13 protein-coding genes and 1 pseudogene are annotated in these 15,720 nt (G+C 58.4%); 7 read left to right on the forward strand and 7 right to left on the reverse strand.

Annotated elements, in window-relative coordinates; all coding sequences use genetic code 11:
* Nucleotides 1-860, reverse strand: an 860-nt coding sequence (locus ETQ85_RS22005) for a tyrosine-type recombinase/integrase (RefSeq protein WP_148581233.1), incomplete at its 3' end; no start/stop codon positions are given.
* Nucleotides 857-2,110, reverse strand: coding sequence for a site-specific integrase (locus ETQ85_RS22010; protein ID WP_148581210.1), 1,254 nt, complete (start codon nucleotides 2,108-2,110; stop codon nucleotides 857-859). The genes ETQ85_RS22010 and ETQ85_RS22005, both read right to left, overlap by 4 nt.
* Before the next feature lie 178 nt (nucleotides 2,111-2,288).
* Between ETQ85_RS22010 and ETQ85_RS22015 the strand changes: the two are divergent.
* A pseudogene (locus tag ETQ85_RS22015) lies at nucleotides 2,289-2,495 on the forward strand (transposase domain-containing protein); the annotation flags it as partial.
* A 31-nt stretch (nucleotides 2,496-2,526) separates the two neighbouring features.
* Here ETQ85_RS22015 and ETQ85_RS22020 read toward each other — a convergent pair.
* From ETQ85_RS22020 to ETQ85_RS22030, 3 genes are all read right to left on the reverse strand, one after another.
* Nucleotides 2,527-4,233 carry a TonB-dependent siderophore receptor gene (locus ETQ85_RS22020; RefSeq protein WP_148581211.1) on the reverse strand — a complete coding sequence of 569 codons (1,707 nt, stop codon included), beginning with the start codon at nucleotides 4,231-4,233 and terminating at the stop codon, nucleotides 2,527-2,529.
* Between the two features lie 62 nt (nucleotides 4,234-4,295).
* Nucleotides 4,296-5,402, reverse strand: a complete 1,107-nt coding sequence (locus ETQ85_RS22025; protein ID WP_148581212.1) for a FecR family protein — start codon at nucleotides 5,400-5,402, stop codon at nucleotides 4,296-4,298.
* Complete coding sequence (locus ETQ85_RS22030; protein ID WP_148581213.1) at nucleotides 5,308-5,772, reverse strand: sigma factor-like helix-turn-helix DNA-binding protein; 465 nt, start codon at nucleotides 5,770-5,772, stop codon at nucleotides 5,308-5,310. The genes ETQ85_RS22025 and ETQ85_RS22030 overlap by 95 nt, the downstream gene beginning before the upstream one ends.
* 555 nt (nucleotides 5,773-6,327) lie before the next feature.
* On the opposite strand from ETQ85_RS22030, the gene ETQ85_RS22035 reads away from it, so the two are divergent.
* The 3 genes from ETQ85_RS22035 to map all read left to right on the forward strand — a co-directional run bounded on the left by ETQ85_RS22035 (nucleotide 6,328) and on the right by map (nucleotide 9,124).
* Nucleotides 6,328-7,611 carry a S41 family peptidase gene (locus tag ETQ85_RS22035; RefSeq protein ID WP_148581214.1) on the forward strand — a complete coding sequence of 428 codons (1,284 nt, stop codon included), beginning with the start codon at nucleotides 6,328-6,330 and terminating at the stop codon, nucleotides 7,609-7,611.
* 455 nt (nucleotides 7,612-8,066) lie between these two features.
* Entirely contained in the window at nucleotides 8,067-8,303 is a 237-nt protein-coding gene (locus ETQ85_RS22040; RefSeq protein ID WP_148581215.1) for a ParD-like family protein, read from the forward strand.
* Nucleotides 8,300-9,124: a type I methionyl aminopeptidase gene (map, locus tag ETQ85_RS22045; RefSeq protein WP_148581216.1), complete on the forward strand. Its 825-nt coding sequence runs from the start codon at nucleotides 8,300-8,302 to the stop codon at nucleotides 9,122-9,124. Before ETQ85_RS22040 ends, map begins: the two co-directional genes overlap by 4 nt.
* 414 nt (nucleotides 9,125-9,538) lie before the next feature.
* Here the strand turns inward: map and ETQ85_RS22050 are convergent, their stop codons facing one another.
* Nucleotides 9,539-10,744, reverse strand: a complete 1,206-nt coding sequence (locus tag ETQ85_RS22050; protein ID WP_148581217.1) for a Fic family protein — start codon at nucleotides 10,742-10,744, stop codon at nucleotides 9,539-9,541.
* A gap of 473 nt (nucleotides 10,745-11,217) precedes the next feature.
* On the opposite strand from ETQ85_RS22050, the gene ETQ85_RS22055 reads away from it, so the two are divergent.
* The 3 genes from ETQ85_RS22055 to ETQ85_RS22065 all read left to right on the forward strand — a co-directional run bounded on the left by ETQ85_RS22055 (nucleotide 11,218) and on the right by ETQ85_RS22065 (nucleotide 13,790).
* Nucleotides 11,218-11,466: a type II toxin-antitoxin system Phd/YefM family antitoxin gene (locus tag ETQ85_RS22055; RefSeq protein WP_148581218.1), complete on the forward strand. Its 249-nt coding sequence runs from the start codon at nucleotides 11,218-11,220 to the stop codon at nucleotides 11,464-11,466.
* Nucleotides 11,463-11,849, forward strand: coding sequence for a type II toxin-antitoxin system VapC family toxin (locus tag ETQ85_RS22060; RefSeq protein WP_148581219.1), 387 nt, complete (start codon nucleotides 11,463-11,465; stop codon nucleotides 11,847-11,849). The genes ETQ85_RS22055 and ETQ85_RS22060 overlap by 4 nt, the downstream gene beginning before the upstream one ends.
* 138 nt (nucleotides 11,850-11,987) lie before the next feature.
* Entirely contained in the window at nucleotides 11,988-13,790 is a 1,803-nt protein-coding gene (locus ETQ85_RS22065; protein WP_148581220.1) for a phage integrase family protein, read from the forward strand.
* 238 nt (nucleotides 13,791-14,028) lie between these two features.
* Here ETQ85_RS22065 and trfA read toward each other — a convergent pair whose 3' ends face one another.
* Nucleotides 14,029-14,979: a plasmid replication initiator TrfA gene (trfA, locus tag ETQ85_RS22070; protein ID WP_148581221.1), complete on the reverse strand. Its 951-nt coding sequence runs from the start codon at nucleotides 14,977-14,979 to the stop codon at nucleotides 14,029-14,031.
* Between the last annotated feature and the right edge of the window lie 741 nt (nucleotides 14,980-15,720).

Below are 15,720 nucleotides of genomic sequence, written 5' to 3' on the forward strand. Positions count from 1 at the left end.
GTATCGACCACCCTGGCGTGCCCGACGTAGATCGAGAGGTCCGGCAGGCCCCGTTCGACGTCGCCCCCTTGCTCGTAGAGGCGCAGTGCGCTACGTACGATGAAGGTGTGGCGCAGATCGTGCAGCCGGTGATGGGCATGATCACCGCGCACCTGCCAGCCCAACTGGCGACACACCCGGTGCAGCGCGTACAGCATGCTCCGCTGATCAAGGGCCCGGCCATCGTCACGTAGGAAGAAGCGATCGCAGCCCGAGCCGGGGACGAGCTGGTCCCGCAGCTGCGCATACGCTTGGAGATGCGGAGTGACGCTCGCATGCAGGGGAACGAAGCGGCGCTGGTGGCACTTGGCATCCCGGATATCGAGTACGCCCGCCTCAAGATTCACATCGGCCCGGGTCAGCTTGAGCGCTTCGGAGATGCGCAATCCGGTTGCTGCCAGGAGGCCGAAGAGAGTCCGGCAGGTGGCCGGGCGCAGCCTGCCGGGTGGGCCCAGGCGGTCGGTCGCTTCGAGGAGACTTTGCAGTTCCTCGGCGGTATAGATATGCGGCACCAGGCGTCGATGGGCTGGGCCGAAGAGCTTTGGCGGGGGCACGACCGTGCCCGGATCAGTGCGCAGGCAGAAAGCGGCAAAGCCGCGCAGCACCTCGATGCGGCGCGCCCAGCTGATTGGACGGGGATGACGTGAGGCGCGTGCCCAGTCGGTGGCCAGTTCCAGCGTGAGCCGTTCGGCTCTGCGTTGGTCAGCAAAGCGGGCGAACGATCCGAGTTGGCCGCCCTCGACCGAGAGATCAAAGCCGAAGCTGCGACGATAAGCGAGGTAGGCCTCCACCCGGGCCGCCCAAGTCATGGTTGCGCTCATGATGCGCTCCCCGGCCAAGGCAAGGCGACCGTTCGCAGGCGTTCCAGGTCGACGCGGGCATACACCCTGGCGGTGTTCACATCCCGGTGGCGGAGCAGATCGGCGATCTCCTTGATCGACACGCCGGTCTTCTGCAGCCGGGTGGCCATTGAGCGCCGAAGCACGTGAGTATTACAGAACCGATCCGCCAGAGCGCAGCGGGCAAAGGCCCGATTCATCGCGTTGCGGATGGCCGCTACGCCAAGAGGGACACCGAAGGGGGCCCGGTGGCGAATGAACAGGACGCGGCTATCCGTCTGCGGACGTCCTTCCCGTAAATAGTGGGCAAGCGCTTCGCCGGTCTGCACCGGCAAGGGCAGATGCTGCGCACGCTGGCTCTTGGTCCGGTGGAGCGTCACGATCCCGTTGCGCCAATCCACGGCATCCAGCGTCAGATGCGTGGCCTCGTCGCCCCGCAGGCCCAGATCGAGCAGACAGCGGGCGATGGCATGGTCGCGCAAGCCGACCGGATCAGTCAGATCGAAGGCGTGCAGGAAGTGCTCAATCTGGCTATCCGTGAGGACCTTCGGCGGATGCCGACGTGGCCAGTTTGCGATGGCCGGCAGCGACGCGGACAGTAAGCGGGTGTCGTCGCCCAGCAGGGCGCGGAAGCGGAAATAGCTGCGCAAGCTCGTGCAAATCACCTTGCGTGAGGCGGGTTTCCAGCGGGCAGCCAAGCCCTTCAGGAAGGCATCAATATCACCAGCAGTCAGCCGTCCAATCTCAAGGGGCTCAGTCCCGAAACAACTGGCCAGGAATGCCGCGACGTGCCGGCAACGATAGGTGCAGGTCAGCGGTGCCAAGCCGCAGGTGTGGCGCAGATGATCGTCGAAGCGCCCAAGCTCGGCTGCAATGCAAGCCGACGTCGTAGCCTCTTCCTGATCCGCTCCGGGGAGCAGGTCCAGCAAATGATGGAGAGCCGCCCGCATCTCCTTCAAATCGGATCGGCAAGGTGCTGGGCAGGCGCACGTCGGCAGGTGATGCTGCAGGAAGCGCTCGATGAGTGCTCGATCGATACCCGCGGCACTCAGTCCTTCACCCCGCATCCAGTAGCTGAAATGCGCGAGGCAGCGCAGATAGGCGCTGAGGGTGTTTCTGGCATAGCGCCGGTTCTGCAGCGCCTCGATGTACAAATCGATGAGTTTGTTCAGCGGGCCGTCCGTCAGCCAGTCACGGCGGACAAGGTGCGCCAAGCAGAGGTCGGTGGGCATGGTGGTCTCCTGGAGTGAGGCATGGGAGCCACAGGAAACCACCAATGATTATGCGTAGGCGAGACCCGCTACTGCGGCCGGCAGACAGCTTGGCCACTGCCATTTCAGGCCACGCTGCCGGCGACTCAACATAATTACGGACTGAACATAATTGCGCTTATGCCAAGTTCAGCATAACCGCAAGAACTGGCTCTTTGCGGGTTCGCTGCGCGCCGGCAAGCGGGCGGCGGCGATCATGAGCCTGATCCAGTCGGCGCGCCTCAACGGGCACGAGCCCTTCGCCTATCTGAAGGACGTACTCACCCGCTTGCCGACTCAGCCGCAGAGCCGGATTGCGGAGTTGTTGCCACATCGGTGGAGGCGGGCTGACGCAACGACGCCCTGAGGTTCTCGGTCAAGATGGGTTGGCCGGGTGCTTACGAAGAGACGCCGGTAGCGTAGTTGCGGTTATACGTTTCGTCTGCCCAGGTTGTCGTGCGCGCCCCGACGATAATCGACAGGGGGTCGAAAGGCTTGAAGCGGGCCGTCGCGTAAGCACTGTTGGTTTTTTCCGTGTAGTTGAAATCGCCCTTCGCCGAGTTGTCCGGCCGGCCCGGTGTATTGCCGTTCCAGGTGTAAATATTTGGAATAGGAAGGACATACCAGAGATGGTAGGAGTCGGCATCCTGCTTGGTGCGCGATGCCGTGGCGCCAAACACCAGGTCGTGCTTGCGGTCAAACAGGGTGAATGGGCCACTCGCGTAAACATCCAGGCTATGCTGGGTCGGTGGGCCGCCCCAGCGCCCGGCATACAGCGAGACGCCGGCCCCGGTTGCCTTATTCGGGCTGCCGCCGGCAGCGTAGCCGAGTTGTTCGTCGAATTTTGTGCGGTCGTAGGAGTAGGTTCCCTTGACCTTCCAGTCATTGTCGAAGCGGTGTTCCAGTGCTGCGAAGGCGGCCAGGTTTTCCCGCTCGGAGTAAGCCCATGAGGCAGCGGCAGAGTCAGAGCGCTGCCAGTTGGTCCGCGTTCCGTCGCTGTTGAACAGCGGTAGTCCGCCACGTGTGTGGCCGGTTGCACGGTGCTGTTGCCAGGTGAGCCCGGCGGTCAGCAGGGTGTTCGGCGCCAAATCCGCCTCAATGATGCCGGAGACGATTCTCTTGCTCTCCTTCAGGCGGTTGATGTAGGAATCGTTTTCCTGCCAGGCAACGATCCCGCGTCCGCGCAGCGTGCCAGCAGCATTGAGTGCCGACGAAACGTCTGCTTCGAGGCGGTAGCGGTCCCAGGAGCCGGTTTCGACCTTGGCATAGCCCTGGAATGCGGCCGTCGGCTTTTTGCGGATCAGATTGATCGTGGCGCTTGGCGTACCGATGCCGTTCATCAGACCGGTTGCACCGCGTACTACTTCGACCCGGTCGTAGAGCACCATGTCGTTGCTCTGGAAAATGTCGGCATAGTTGCTATGCAGGTGGCCGACCCCGTCGACCTGGTAATTTTCCACAGCGAAACCGCGCGAATAGATCGGTGACGAATCGGAACCCTGGTTGCCCGACTGGCTCATGGTCAGGCCAGCGACCTGCTGGATGATGTCAGGCAATTGCGTCAGCCCCTGGTCTTCCATTCGCTGACGCGTGATGACGCTGACCGATTGCGGTGTCTCGCGAATCGACAGTGGCAGGCGGGTGGCGGTCTGCATGCTGCCGGTGGTGTAGGAGCCGCTGTCTTCGGTGGTTGAGCGGTCAGCCCGGGCAGTGACGGTCAGCGGTGCCAGCGTTGCGCCGTCGTCGGTAACGCCGGCCGAGCGGATCGTCCAGGCCGAACCGGTTGGTACGGCAATCAGGCCACTGCCGGCGAGCAAGCGTTGCAGGGCCTCGCGCAGCGTCATCGACCCTTGCAGCGCCGGTGCGTTGTGATTTGCAATCAGGGCGGCATCGGCCGAGATGGCGACACCTGACTGGCGAGCCAGCGCATTCAAGGCCTGACCGAGCGGCTGGACCGTCAGTGAAAAGGATTGCTGGGCTGCCGTTGCGGCTGTCTGGCCATGGGCGGACGGCAGCATGGCCAACGTGCCAAGTGCGGCGGTGTAGACGAGCGGCAGTAAACGTCGGCGAAATGGCAGGTGTGTGATGGGCGAAACAGTGGGCATGTCGAAGGTCCTCTTAAGTGGTTTTCCACGTGAAGACGTTCGCGGGGGCAATTACCGGACAATTATTTTTCGTCGCGGGATGCAGACGACCGCTGGCGGATCAAGAAACGTCCGTTTCCGTGCGCAATGACCTCGACCGGATGGGTACGCGGCAGCGCTTTCAGGAAGGCAAGGGGATTGTCGATCGGAAAGCTGCCTGTCAGCCGCATGTTCGCCAATCCTGGCCGACGTTCCATCTCCAGCGGGTTGGCCAGGTAGTCGTTCCAGCGGTCGACGGCCTTGTCGAGCGGAATGCCCTCGAAAACCAGCCAGCCCTGCCGCCAGGCACCAATATCTTCCGGCACGACGCGGCTGTTCCGTAGTTCACCTGTTGTCGAGACGAATACTGCGTCACCGGCACCTAGTTCGGTGTCAGGTACTACGTTTGGCGACTGCCCGGCCCGCCAGACAGCAACCCGCCCACGCGCTACTGCAACGCGCAGGCCGTCTTCCAGCAAGCTGACGGAAAATGCAGTGCCCAGCACGCGAACGCGCCCGTGACGCGTTTCGATTTCGAATGGCCGCTGGGCATCCGGTGCTACGTCAAAGCAAACCTCGCCGGCAACCAGATTGGCCAGTCGCCGATTACGGTGATAAGCAATTGCCACCTCGGAGCGCGCCGCCAGATTGAGACGGCTGCCATCCGGCAGTTCGTGTGTTTCGATCTGGGCCTTGCCGGTGCTGGCGAGCAAGGTGAACGATGGCTGTAACCAAAATCTCCGGCCTATGCCTCCCGATGCCAGCGGTACTCCACCGAAACCGAGCAGGGCGATCAGCCGGCGCCGGGTCTGCCGCTTTTGCGAGGTAGCCGAGGGCGGCAAGGAAAATTCGTCGCGCAGCGTACTTGCATCGGTTTGCTGCCAGGCTTCCAGCGCTGCCAGGCAGGCACTTTCGTGCGCCGCATCGCGGCTTCGCCAGACGGCCAGTTCACGGGTGGCGAACGACGCTGCATCGGGCGCCGCGCCGTGCTGCCGGACGATGAGCAGAAGGGCATGCTCGAACAGGCGCTGGCGGGATTGTTGGGTTGTTGGCATCTTAGGCTCCCTGTGCCAGCAGCGTGCAAATTGCCCGGACAATGTGTTTTTCGATGGAAACCGGCGTCGTTTCGAGGTGGACTGCCGCTTCTGCATGTGTAAAGCCGTAGATGCGGACCAGGATGAAAGCCTCGCGCCGCTTGCGCGGCATTGCACCAAGGCGGGCGGCCAACTGTCGCAATCCCTGGCGTGCGATGACGATGCGCTCCAAGCAGGGCGTTTCATTCGGGCTGATCAGCATCAACGTGTCGATCATGCGCAATTCGGCCTGGCGTGACCGAGCCGCATCGATCGCAATGTTCTTACCGGTCCGGTAGAGCAGGGCGCGCATGTCGAGAATCGCGACCTGGCTCTCCAGAGCCAGCACACGGGCGTAGCTTTCCTGCACCACATCCGTGGCCACATCGCGGTCGCGCAGGGTACGAGAGAAAAAATTGACCAGCTCGGTATAGAAATGCGTAGGCATGGAAGCGCGTCGCCGGCTTTATACGAATGGGAATGGTTCTTATTATCATGTAAAATGGTGGCACTGTCGAATGCTGACAGTGCCTGCCCGAACAAAACCCGGAACACAGACCATGAGTCCTATTCCTGCAGGTGCTGGTCCGGTAAATGGATGAAGCACAGAATGCATGCCGACTCGTCCGCGCCGTCGTTCTGGGCCAGCCAGACATGGAGTTGATCGGGGATGCGGGTAGGTGGCCAGATAAATCGGTTTGATGCGTACGAGGCTGGATGCAGGGTACGTTGCTACCGGCTGCAAACAGAGACACGCCACCAGAGCCTCACGTCTTCATAGTGAGCATCGGAATCCCCTGATGCCTCAGCGGGAGGCTGACTTCAGGCTTCCAACGATATGACATTCATTCAACGAGTATTCTCAGACGACTGAGTCCGGCAAGCGATTTAGCATATCCTTCGAATTAAATCGAGCCTATCACCCTTGATTTTTAGGCATGATTTGTATCAGCTTTTGTTCGGTGATATTATCTTCAATGTCATATTTTCCAGGTGCAGACCAATGCTCTTCGTGAAGACCTGGGGAATTGGTGCGGCGGTTTTTACATTGGCGACCCCCGTGTTTGCCGAGATTCAATACTCACCGGAGACGAATCTCATCGTACAGCGGCTGCTAAGCGATCCCAGGGTGCCGTCCGTTCTGCAGGCAATTCGCAAGGGCTATCATCCCGCTCCTGATTTGAAGGCAGCGGTAAGCCGGTGTGTCGCTGCGGCAAGCCTGATTCCCGACACGCCAGTCCGGCTTCAGGTTGACGCTTGTTTGCGCGCCATGGTCGGCGGGCTTGATCCCCATTCGGCCTATCTGAGCCCCCAGGATTTTGATCGCCTCACGGAGTCCCGGGGAGAGGGCACTGTCGGTCTGGAGGTGAGGAAATCCGATCTTGGCGCTGAGATCGTTTCGGTGATGGGCGGCGGGCCCAGCGCCCAAGCAGGTATCGACGCAGGCACACTAATCATCGCGATCGACGGCAAACCGACAGCGTCCATGTCGCTCCCCGAAATGGCGTCAGTGTTGCGGGGCCCGGTAGGGTCTGTGGCATCACTCGAAGTCATGTTGTGGAAATCGTCCGAGGTGCTGCGGCTTGAGGTCAGACGGGAGCGCATCCGGCAGGCCAACATCACGGCCAAACTGATAGATGGGAAACTGGGCTACGTACGGGTTCCGCAGTTGAGTGCGAGTCTGTCCGTGGAACTGGCGGAAGCGCTCCAGTCCTTGTTGGTCCTGCAATTGCAGCCTGTGAAGGGAATCATTGTCGATTTGCGCGACTGCCCCGGCGGCCTGCTCCATGGGGCCATTGCCCTGGCGGCAGTGTTTCTCCCCGAGGATGCGGTGGTGATGACCGTGGTTTCCCGTCTAGAGGGGGAGCAGACGTATCGCGCGAGCCTGTCGGATGCAAGCTCGAAGACCTTTGATCCACGCCCCCTCCTCGAGGATGTGACCTTGAGGGCCGCAGCTCAAAAAATCCCATTGGTTGTTCTGGTCAACCACGGGACGGTTTCGGGAGCCGAGGTGGCGGTAGCCGCCCTCCAGGAAGCCGGGCGGGCCTATGTCATCGGCCAGGCAACGTTTGGACTCAGCAGTTTTCAGACACTGCTTCCCATGAAGGATCAATACGTGCTCAAACTCACGACAGCAGTCATGAGCACTGCTTCCGGCAAGTCATGGGCGGGGCAGGGGGTCCAACCGGATCTTGCGATGCCACACGTGCCTGCGGTGCGTCAAAACGGGAAACTTACCGATGATCCCTGGATAAAGCTTGCCGCGGAACACCTCGCAAAGCGCTAGGTATTTGGAGCCCTACTCCTATTTAAACTGCTTCACTTTCGTGCACCACGACTGCAGCGCATTCGTTGATGACGACAAGAAATCAGAAGCAGGAATGAAAAAGCCCTTGTAGTTGAGGTAAGAAGCGCTTAGACAGCGTAGCGTTTCTTTTGACGGATATTAGGGCTCATCTCTTGGTTTCTGCTTGAAGTCCATGCCCATAGCATCGATGACTTCAAACCGCGGCGGAGCGACTGTAAGGTCGGCTGAGTGCATGTGGCATTCAGTGATGACTGACCGCTTTCCGGCAATGAATCTGAAGAGGGGACGGTCGCTTCGGTGCTCAAAGTCGACCTTCGTCCAAAAGACCGCCAAGTAGCCGCCAATAGACGTCCAGCAGGCCGAGGACTATGGTCATTTTTGACACGCCTTGGTAGTATATAGTTTGACTATAAACCGTATAAAAGGTGTCTGCTGTGGGAATCGTCAAAATATCAGAACATATGCATGAGAACCTGCGCTTGACCAGCGGAGCGTTGAGCCGCTCCATCAATGCTCAAGCAGAACACTGGCTCCGTGTTGGCATGCTTTCGGAACTGAACCCAAACCTTCGCTATGGTGAAATTTGCCAGCTACTCATCCAAGCCGAACACCAAGCGACGGCCAAGCCAGACCTAGACCTTCCTGCTTCGTTATCGGCGAGGGCTGCATGACAGACTCCAAACGTGTAACCATCAGATCTGCGGCAGAGCTCGCCATGGCTCGGCGTGCTGGAATGTTGGCCGCCGATGTTTTGCGGATGATTGCCGACCATGTGAAGCCAGGCGTGACGACCGATGAGCTAGACAAGCTATGCCATGACTACATCGACAACGTGCAACGAGCTGTTCCGGCAAATATCGGCTACCACGGCTATCCGAAGACTATTTGCACTTCGGTCAATCATGTCATCTGCCATGGGATTCCTTCCGATAAAAAATTGAAGAGCGGAGACATCATCAACATCGACGTCGCCATCATCAAGGACGGTTGGTTTGGCGATACCAGCCGCATGTACTTTGTCGGAGAACCGAGCATCCTGGCGAAACGCCTGGTTCGCACGACCTACGAGGCAATGCGAGCAGGCATTGAGCAAGTCCGCCCAGGGGCGACGCTTGGGGATATTGGTCATGCCATCCAGACCGTCGCTCATCGGGAGGGGTTTAGTGTTGTTCGTGAGTACGGCGGTCACGGCATTGGAACCGTATATCACGATGACCTTCATGTTCCCCACTATGGAAGGCCAGGCACGGGCTTGAAGCTTGAGGCAGGTATGGTGTTCACCATTGAACCCATGATTAATGCGGGGAAAGCCGCGATAAAGCACCTACCGGATGGCTGGACTGTCGTTACCAAGGACCGCTCGCTCTCGGCCCAGTGGGAGCATATGGTGGCCGTCACCAAGAGCGGATTCGAGATACTTACGCCTTGGCCAGATGGCTACGGAGACTACTCCGCGATCATGCCGATTACCGCTGAGCGAACCGCCGCATAGACCGAGCTGAGGTCGCTGAAACATTCACCTGCACTGTGTAGGGTAAGCGCCCGGCAAACCTTTCCATTGCCCACAAGTTTCATTGCTTTGTAGCGCATTCTTAAAGCATGGTAAAAGCTTCAATAGGCAAGTGTCAGTCTGCAAAGTAAAGTCATGGACCGGGAAACACAGGGTCATTGAGTACTTCTTGAGTCCGCTGATTGAAGCTAACATCGAGAGTATGAGGAAACGGTGAGGTCGGGTGCCGCAAGGCATTAGGAATCACTACGGACGAGGCTGGACTCGCCCGGACTCACCGAAGTTCGGGAGCCTCAGTAATTAAATGCCCCTGCTCCGATGAGGCGGAGGAGCTTGGTTTTTTGCTTACAGCCGGCTGTCCGACCGACATGAGACGGAGAAACGCGCAGGGCGGCGCTACGCAGGCGCCGGACGCACTTCCGTCCCGCTCTCAAGTATCTTCAGGAATTCCGCGTAGGCGAACACCCGTCCACGCTGTTTCCCTGTGATCTCACGAACAACGCCCAAAGCCTCCAGGGCCTCGAATGCCTTGTTGACCGTGGGGGCGCTGAGGCCCGCCTTCTCCTGTGTCTGGGAGGCGTTGAGGAACGGATGGGTCTGGAGCAGTTCGTGGATGCGGAGCATGGAGTTGGTCTGTTCGCCGCACGCGGCGATCCGTTCCCTGTCTGACCGGAATAGCGTGACGATGCGCATCGCGCTCTCGTAGGCGTTGTTGGCCGTTTCGGCGACTCCGGTGAGAAAGAACTCCGTCCAGGCTTCCCAATTACCGCGGATACGGACGTCCTGCAGGAGGCGGTAGTAGTCCTCCCGATGCGTCTTCAAATAGAGGCTGAGGTACAGGAACGGCTCGTGGAGAACCTTCTTCTCGACCAGAAACAGGGCGATCAGCAAGCGGCCGAGGCGGCCGTTGCCATCCAGGAACGGATGGATCGACTCGAACTGCACATGCAGGTAGCCGGCCTTAACGAGCGGCGGGATGCACTCGGAGTCGTCGTGCAGGAAACGTTCGAGGTCGCCGAGGCACGCGTCCATGTCGTTGACTGGCGGCGGCACATACTGGGCATTCCCCGGTCTGGTCCCGCCGAGCCAGTTCTGAGAACGTCGGAACTCTCCCGGGTTCTTGGCTTCCCCGCGGCCCTTTTGAAGCAGGCGCGCGTGCATGTCCCTCAGGAGGCGGAGACAGAGGGGGAGCCCGTTCGGGTCCCTGATGACGCCGAGGCCATACATCATCGCGTCCACGTAGTTCGAAACCTCGGTGACGTCGTCGAGCGGCTTCCCGGCCAAGGCGGCATTTTCATACTGCAGAAGGTCGTCGAGGGTCGACTGTGTCCCCTCGATCTGGGACGACAGAACCGCTTCCTTGCGGACGTACATGTACAGGAAGAGAGCCTTGTCCGGAAGGAGCATCGCCACACCGTCAAGACGGCCGACCGCGCGGTCCGCTTCGCTCAGGCGCTGGAGCAGGCGCGGGGAGAGTTCAAGCGGCGGATTCGGCGGGAGCGGGGGAGGGACATAAGCCCTGACGATCTCGTCGAAGGCGACGGTGGAGACGTAGCGCCCGATCCTCGGGTTCGCGTCCAGTCCTGTCGGGTTGTCGGCCATAGGATCCTTAGTTAAGCCCGCTTAATTAGCGCTGGGCACTAATTAAGTTTACTACGAATTATTTTATTAGCGAATTTAAGAAGGCGCTGGCCCCCCTGAAGAGCGACCGTTCCCACGCGAGATCGGAATGGGCCGATCCGCCGCTTCACGAACTTGCGTGCCGTGTGAGCAGCGTTGGCACGATGGCCGGAGGCTTGCTGAGGGACTCCCTTTATCACCCATTTTTTCTCTCATAAACCGCGATCCAGAAGAAACATGACCTGACCGACCGGGAGGTTCGCTGGCTCCGTCGGTCCGGTCAATTGAAAGCTTCATGCGCGGAGGCAAAACGGGTATCTAGCCGAATGATGCTGACAGCGGGTTACCTTGACAGTACAGCTGGCATGAAGACATGCGTTTCCCGGCGTCGGATTGTTTGATTTTATCAATTAGCTAGACTAGACTAGTCTAAAAATTTTATTGCTGGAGATCGCATGCACCCCGTCAATATGCTGCAAGCCAAATCCTCGCTATCCCGCTTGGTGGAAGCCATCGAGCAGGGCAAGGAGCGCGAGATCATCATTGCGCGGAACGGTCGCCCGGCGGCCAAGTTGGTGCCAATCGATTCCGTCCCCGCCGGAAACCGTCTGGGCGTCGCCAAGGGGCTGTTCCAAGTACCGGATAGCATCGACCTCCATAACGACGAAGTTGCACGGCTCTTTGCGGACGGGGAGATGCCGTGAACCTGCTACTCGACACCCACGTGGCACTCTGGGCCATCACCGACAGTCCGAAGTTGCCCCAAAAGGCCCGCGAGCAGATCCAGTCGCCGAAGACAACCGTTTGGGTCAGCGCAGCAAGCCTCTGGGAAATCGCCATCAAGCACTCGCTCGGGCGAGGCGACATGCCCGTGTCGGGGACGGACGCACTAAGGTATTTCCAGGAGTCTGGTTATCGCTTTTTGTCGGTGGATGCCGAACACGCAGTCGCGGTCCAGACGCTCCCAGCTCATCACCACGACCCGTTCGACCGCATTCTCGTAGCCCAGGCCCTGGTCGAACCGCTGCGACTGATGACGCATGACGCCACGGTGGCTCGCTACAGCGACACGATCATGCTGATTTGAACACCCCACGTACCCATCACACCTGTTAGCGCAGAGGTCCATAGTCTGTTTCCCAGCTCATCCAAGCCTGCTAATTGTTATTAGCAGGCTTGTATTTTTTGGATAAAATCCAGCTTTTCGGCTTTCAAGTAGCTCGCCATGGCACAAAACATTGACGTCGCATCCGCCATCCCGCGCTACACACGTGCAGACTTCACCGCGCTCCGGGCCTCGCTCAATAAACTACCAATAGCCTTTATCGCCTCGAACTACTACACAGAGGAAGACTTGGAGGCCCTCGGTTGCGAGACGCTGGCCGGCCTGCAGGACCGTCTCGACGCGATGCGCGATCACCTTGTCGAACGGGCCTCGGTTGCCAACCCACACAGCGCAGAAGGCCTCCGCAATGCCAGAAAGTCAGCCCGGTGGTCTCAGGTCGCCCTGAAGTATCTATTCCAGGCTGCCGAGTTCTCGTCCTCCCAGCCGCAACGGCAGGATGCCTTGAGTGCCTGGCTCAAACCTCGGGTAGCCCGGCATCTGCGCAACGAAGGCGTCCGGACGCTGCAGGATCTCCTGACCCTCATCGAGGCCCGCGGCCCCACCTGGTGGCGACCGATCCCACGCCTGGGCCAAGGCAAAGCGGGCGCCCTCCTTCGCTGGCTCACAAAACACGAACAAACCTTGGGCGTCTTGTCCGTTGAAGACACCAAACAGGTGCCGATGACCGGTAACCTGGTTCCCATCACACTACGGCCATCGAACCCGATTCTTGTCCCCCTCGAGGGAATGCTTTTACCCGGCGAGCTCGACGGCAGTCAGGGACTCAACCGTGCCCCGCACTTCAGCTTAATCGAGGCCCGCAACGATCTGGAGGCAATCGAAAGCTACCTGATCAAATTCCGCGCACAGGAAAAAACCCGTCGGGCCTACCGGCGCGAGCTTGAACGCCTGCTCTTGTGGTCAATTTATAAGCGCAAAAAACCGCTCTCCAGCCTGCTCGTCGAAGACAGCGAGGCCTTCAAGGATTTTCTAGCTGAGCCGGATCCAACCTGGTGTGGTCCCAAGACGTCGCGCTGGTCCGTACGCTGGAAACCTTTCGAAGGCACACTGTCACCCAAGTCCCAGCTCTACGCGATCACGGTAATCCGGGCCTTCTTCGCGTGGCTGGTCAATGTTCGCTATCTCGGCGGCAACCCGTGGGTCGCTATTGGCAACCCGGTAACTGAAGTGGCCTTGCTTCCGATGCAGATCGACAAGGCCTTGCCCGAAGCGCTGTGGTCGGCGCTGGCAGGGACCGACGGCTACCTCGACCAAGCAATCAGGAACGCGGAGGCCAAGCACAAGGGACAATTACGTCTCGCCAAGGCGGCCCTCCTGCTTATTGGACACTCTGGCCTGAGGCGGGAAGAGGCCGCAACCGCTAAGCGGGAGAACCTGAAGAAGATCCAGGGCCACGCACTTTACGAACTCGCAGTGCTCGGCAAGCGATCAAAGTGGCGAACCGTATTTCTGCCAAGTGAGGTTGTGCACGCTCTGCAGACGCACTGGTGCGATCGAGGTGATGACCAAGAGAAGGACGGCTTCGTTTTGTCTCCGCTTGTGATCCCACCGACGACTCAGGCCATCCGCAAGCATCTGGCCGGCGACAACAACAAGGGCAAAGGCTTCTCGGTCGATGGACTGGGTCGGCTGATCACACGATCACTCAAGCAGGTCGCCGATGACGTCAAGATCGCGATGAGCGACGCGGAGCGGGAAAGTTTGGCCACGCGGGGGGTTCATGCCTTTCGTCACACTTTTGGGACACTATCCGTGGCTAAGGGGCTACCACTGGATGTCCTGCAACGGGTGCTCGGGCATGCGTCCTTGCAGACAACGTCGATCTACGTACAAGCCGAACGACAGCGAAGCATCGAAGAGATGGGGCTGCTGTTTGAGCGGCAGAAAACCAAGAACAACTAATGCTGCAGCTGGCGCAAAACCAACAACTCTGCCAACCTGCTGCTGCAGCGGCTCATAGTGGGGCTGATTTCACCCAGGCTAGAACCTATTCTGAACCATGCCATAGCCTTCAGATTTGCTGGCTATGGCAGACCGCAACCCCACCGATGTCAGCGACGAAAAATGGGCCTTCGTCGCGCCTTACCTGATCCTGTTATCCACAGAACTCTATCACTGATACAACGTGCTGCCTGTAGAGCTACTGCTGAGGAATGCGCCTGGGCGCCCTCACCACGTTGAGAACATCGGTGCGGGCATCGATCTCGTAGGACAGAAGAAAGCCCACCTTGATCAAAAGCTCCAAAGCCTCCCGAAGCTTGTACCTGTACTTCGCCAGCACCGCTATCCGCGAACCACAAAGATTCTTGATGGTTTCCACCTTATAGCCAATGGGATGCGCGTGCGTGAAGTAAAACTGATGCAGCCACTTGGCAAGAGGCGGTAATTGTAGACGCTGTGCCCAATCGATTTTCGTATACGCATCACGGCCGAACAAGGCCACGATCTCCGGCTCAAGCCAGATTCGCCAGCGCTGGGAGGTCCCTCTGTTCGCGTTATGATCCCACTCGAACTTGCGAATCAGCGACCCCCCAAACCCTTTTTCACCTGGTCCGTTCGGGCCGTCTACTGTAATGAGAATAGTGGTCGAGGAAAGCCTGTTTATGCTGTCCCGGAGACGCTCATAGCTCCCCTTCGATGTCGTCCAGCCCAATTCCTTGAGCAAACCGTAGCCTGAAAACTCGACGATTTCACCTAAGGGCAACTGCCGGGCCAGGTGAGTGATCTGAAGAAAAACATCACCATCATCCACACGAAGTTCTTCACCGGTGTACAAGATTTCAACACCACGAAGGGATGCAATCTTCTCACGCTTGAAGTTCTCTCGCTCCATGCTGCGGTTGGCAGAAGTAAAGAGCGCTGACCGAGCCAACGTGTTAGGCAGGCCACGGACTCTCTCCTCCCACAAGGGCAACTGGACCACGTCCGCTATCACCCTTGAGACGCTGTCGACCTCAGACCTGCTTCGGGCGTTTATGCGGAGCTGTTCTACACGCAGGAGCAACTCCGAAACAGGCAGAAGCTCCCTGTCCAAGGCAACCACTGCATCTGTGGCTGATTCTGGACTTAGGCTCTTTTTAGACTGCGCCATGGAGGAATCCTCGTTCAAAACAGACGCGATTTTAACCCCCATGCAAGCACGTTAAGCTCGTCTTTTCAGAGGCAAACGACGTTGCATGAGTGACACAACTACCTTCACCCCACCAGATCGGTCCAGCTCAATCACCCAAAGAACGAGCTTTGGCACGTTCTTTGGGTGATTGAGACAACGTCGTTTGAGTGAAAAAGGTCGTCGCTTCGGTGACCAAGCTCGTCTGTACGGTGAACAAACCTCGTTCTTTGAGTGAGAAAACGTCGTTGATTCAGTGATCGCCCATCTTACCGAAACGGCCACTACACAAGGGATTTGAGAGTTATCCACAACCAGGTAATCCTTCTTAATACTTAGTAATAAAAGAAGGAGCATCACCCATAAAACGACCTACCTCTTTCTGATCATCGAAATCGCCCTTCAATCAGAAAATTTCGATAAATCCCTAGAATTATTTTCAAACTGGTAGGTAAGACAGATTCAAACACCAGCTATCACTGATAAAACGTCGTTTCAGAACACCTAGATCGCCAAAAAGCTCGTCTTTTCAGTGACAGTTCATAAAAATATTTCGCAAGAAAACCCAGAAGTTACTGATCAACGCAACCCTTTGTTCACTCAATAAACGACGTTTACCTCCTGAATCAAGACAAACAGCTTGTTCTAGACTTAACCCATAAGCTCGAAGGTGAAATCTCTAGCATAGGTAAAATATAATCGTTTATTTACAATAAGTTATAT

This window comes from Zoogloea oleivorans, assembly GCF_008107625.1.
Taxonomy (GTDB): Bacteria; Pseudomonadota; Gammaproteobacteria; order Burkholderiales; family Rhodocyclaceae; genus Zoogloea; species Zoogloea oleivorans.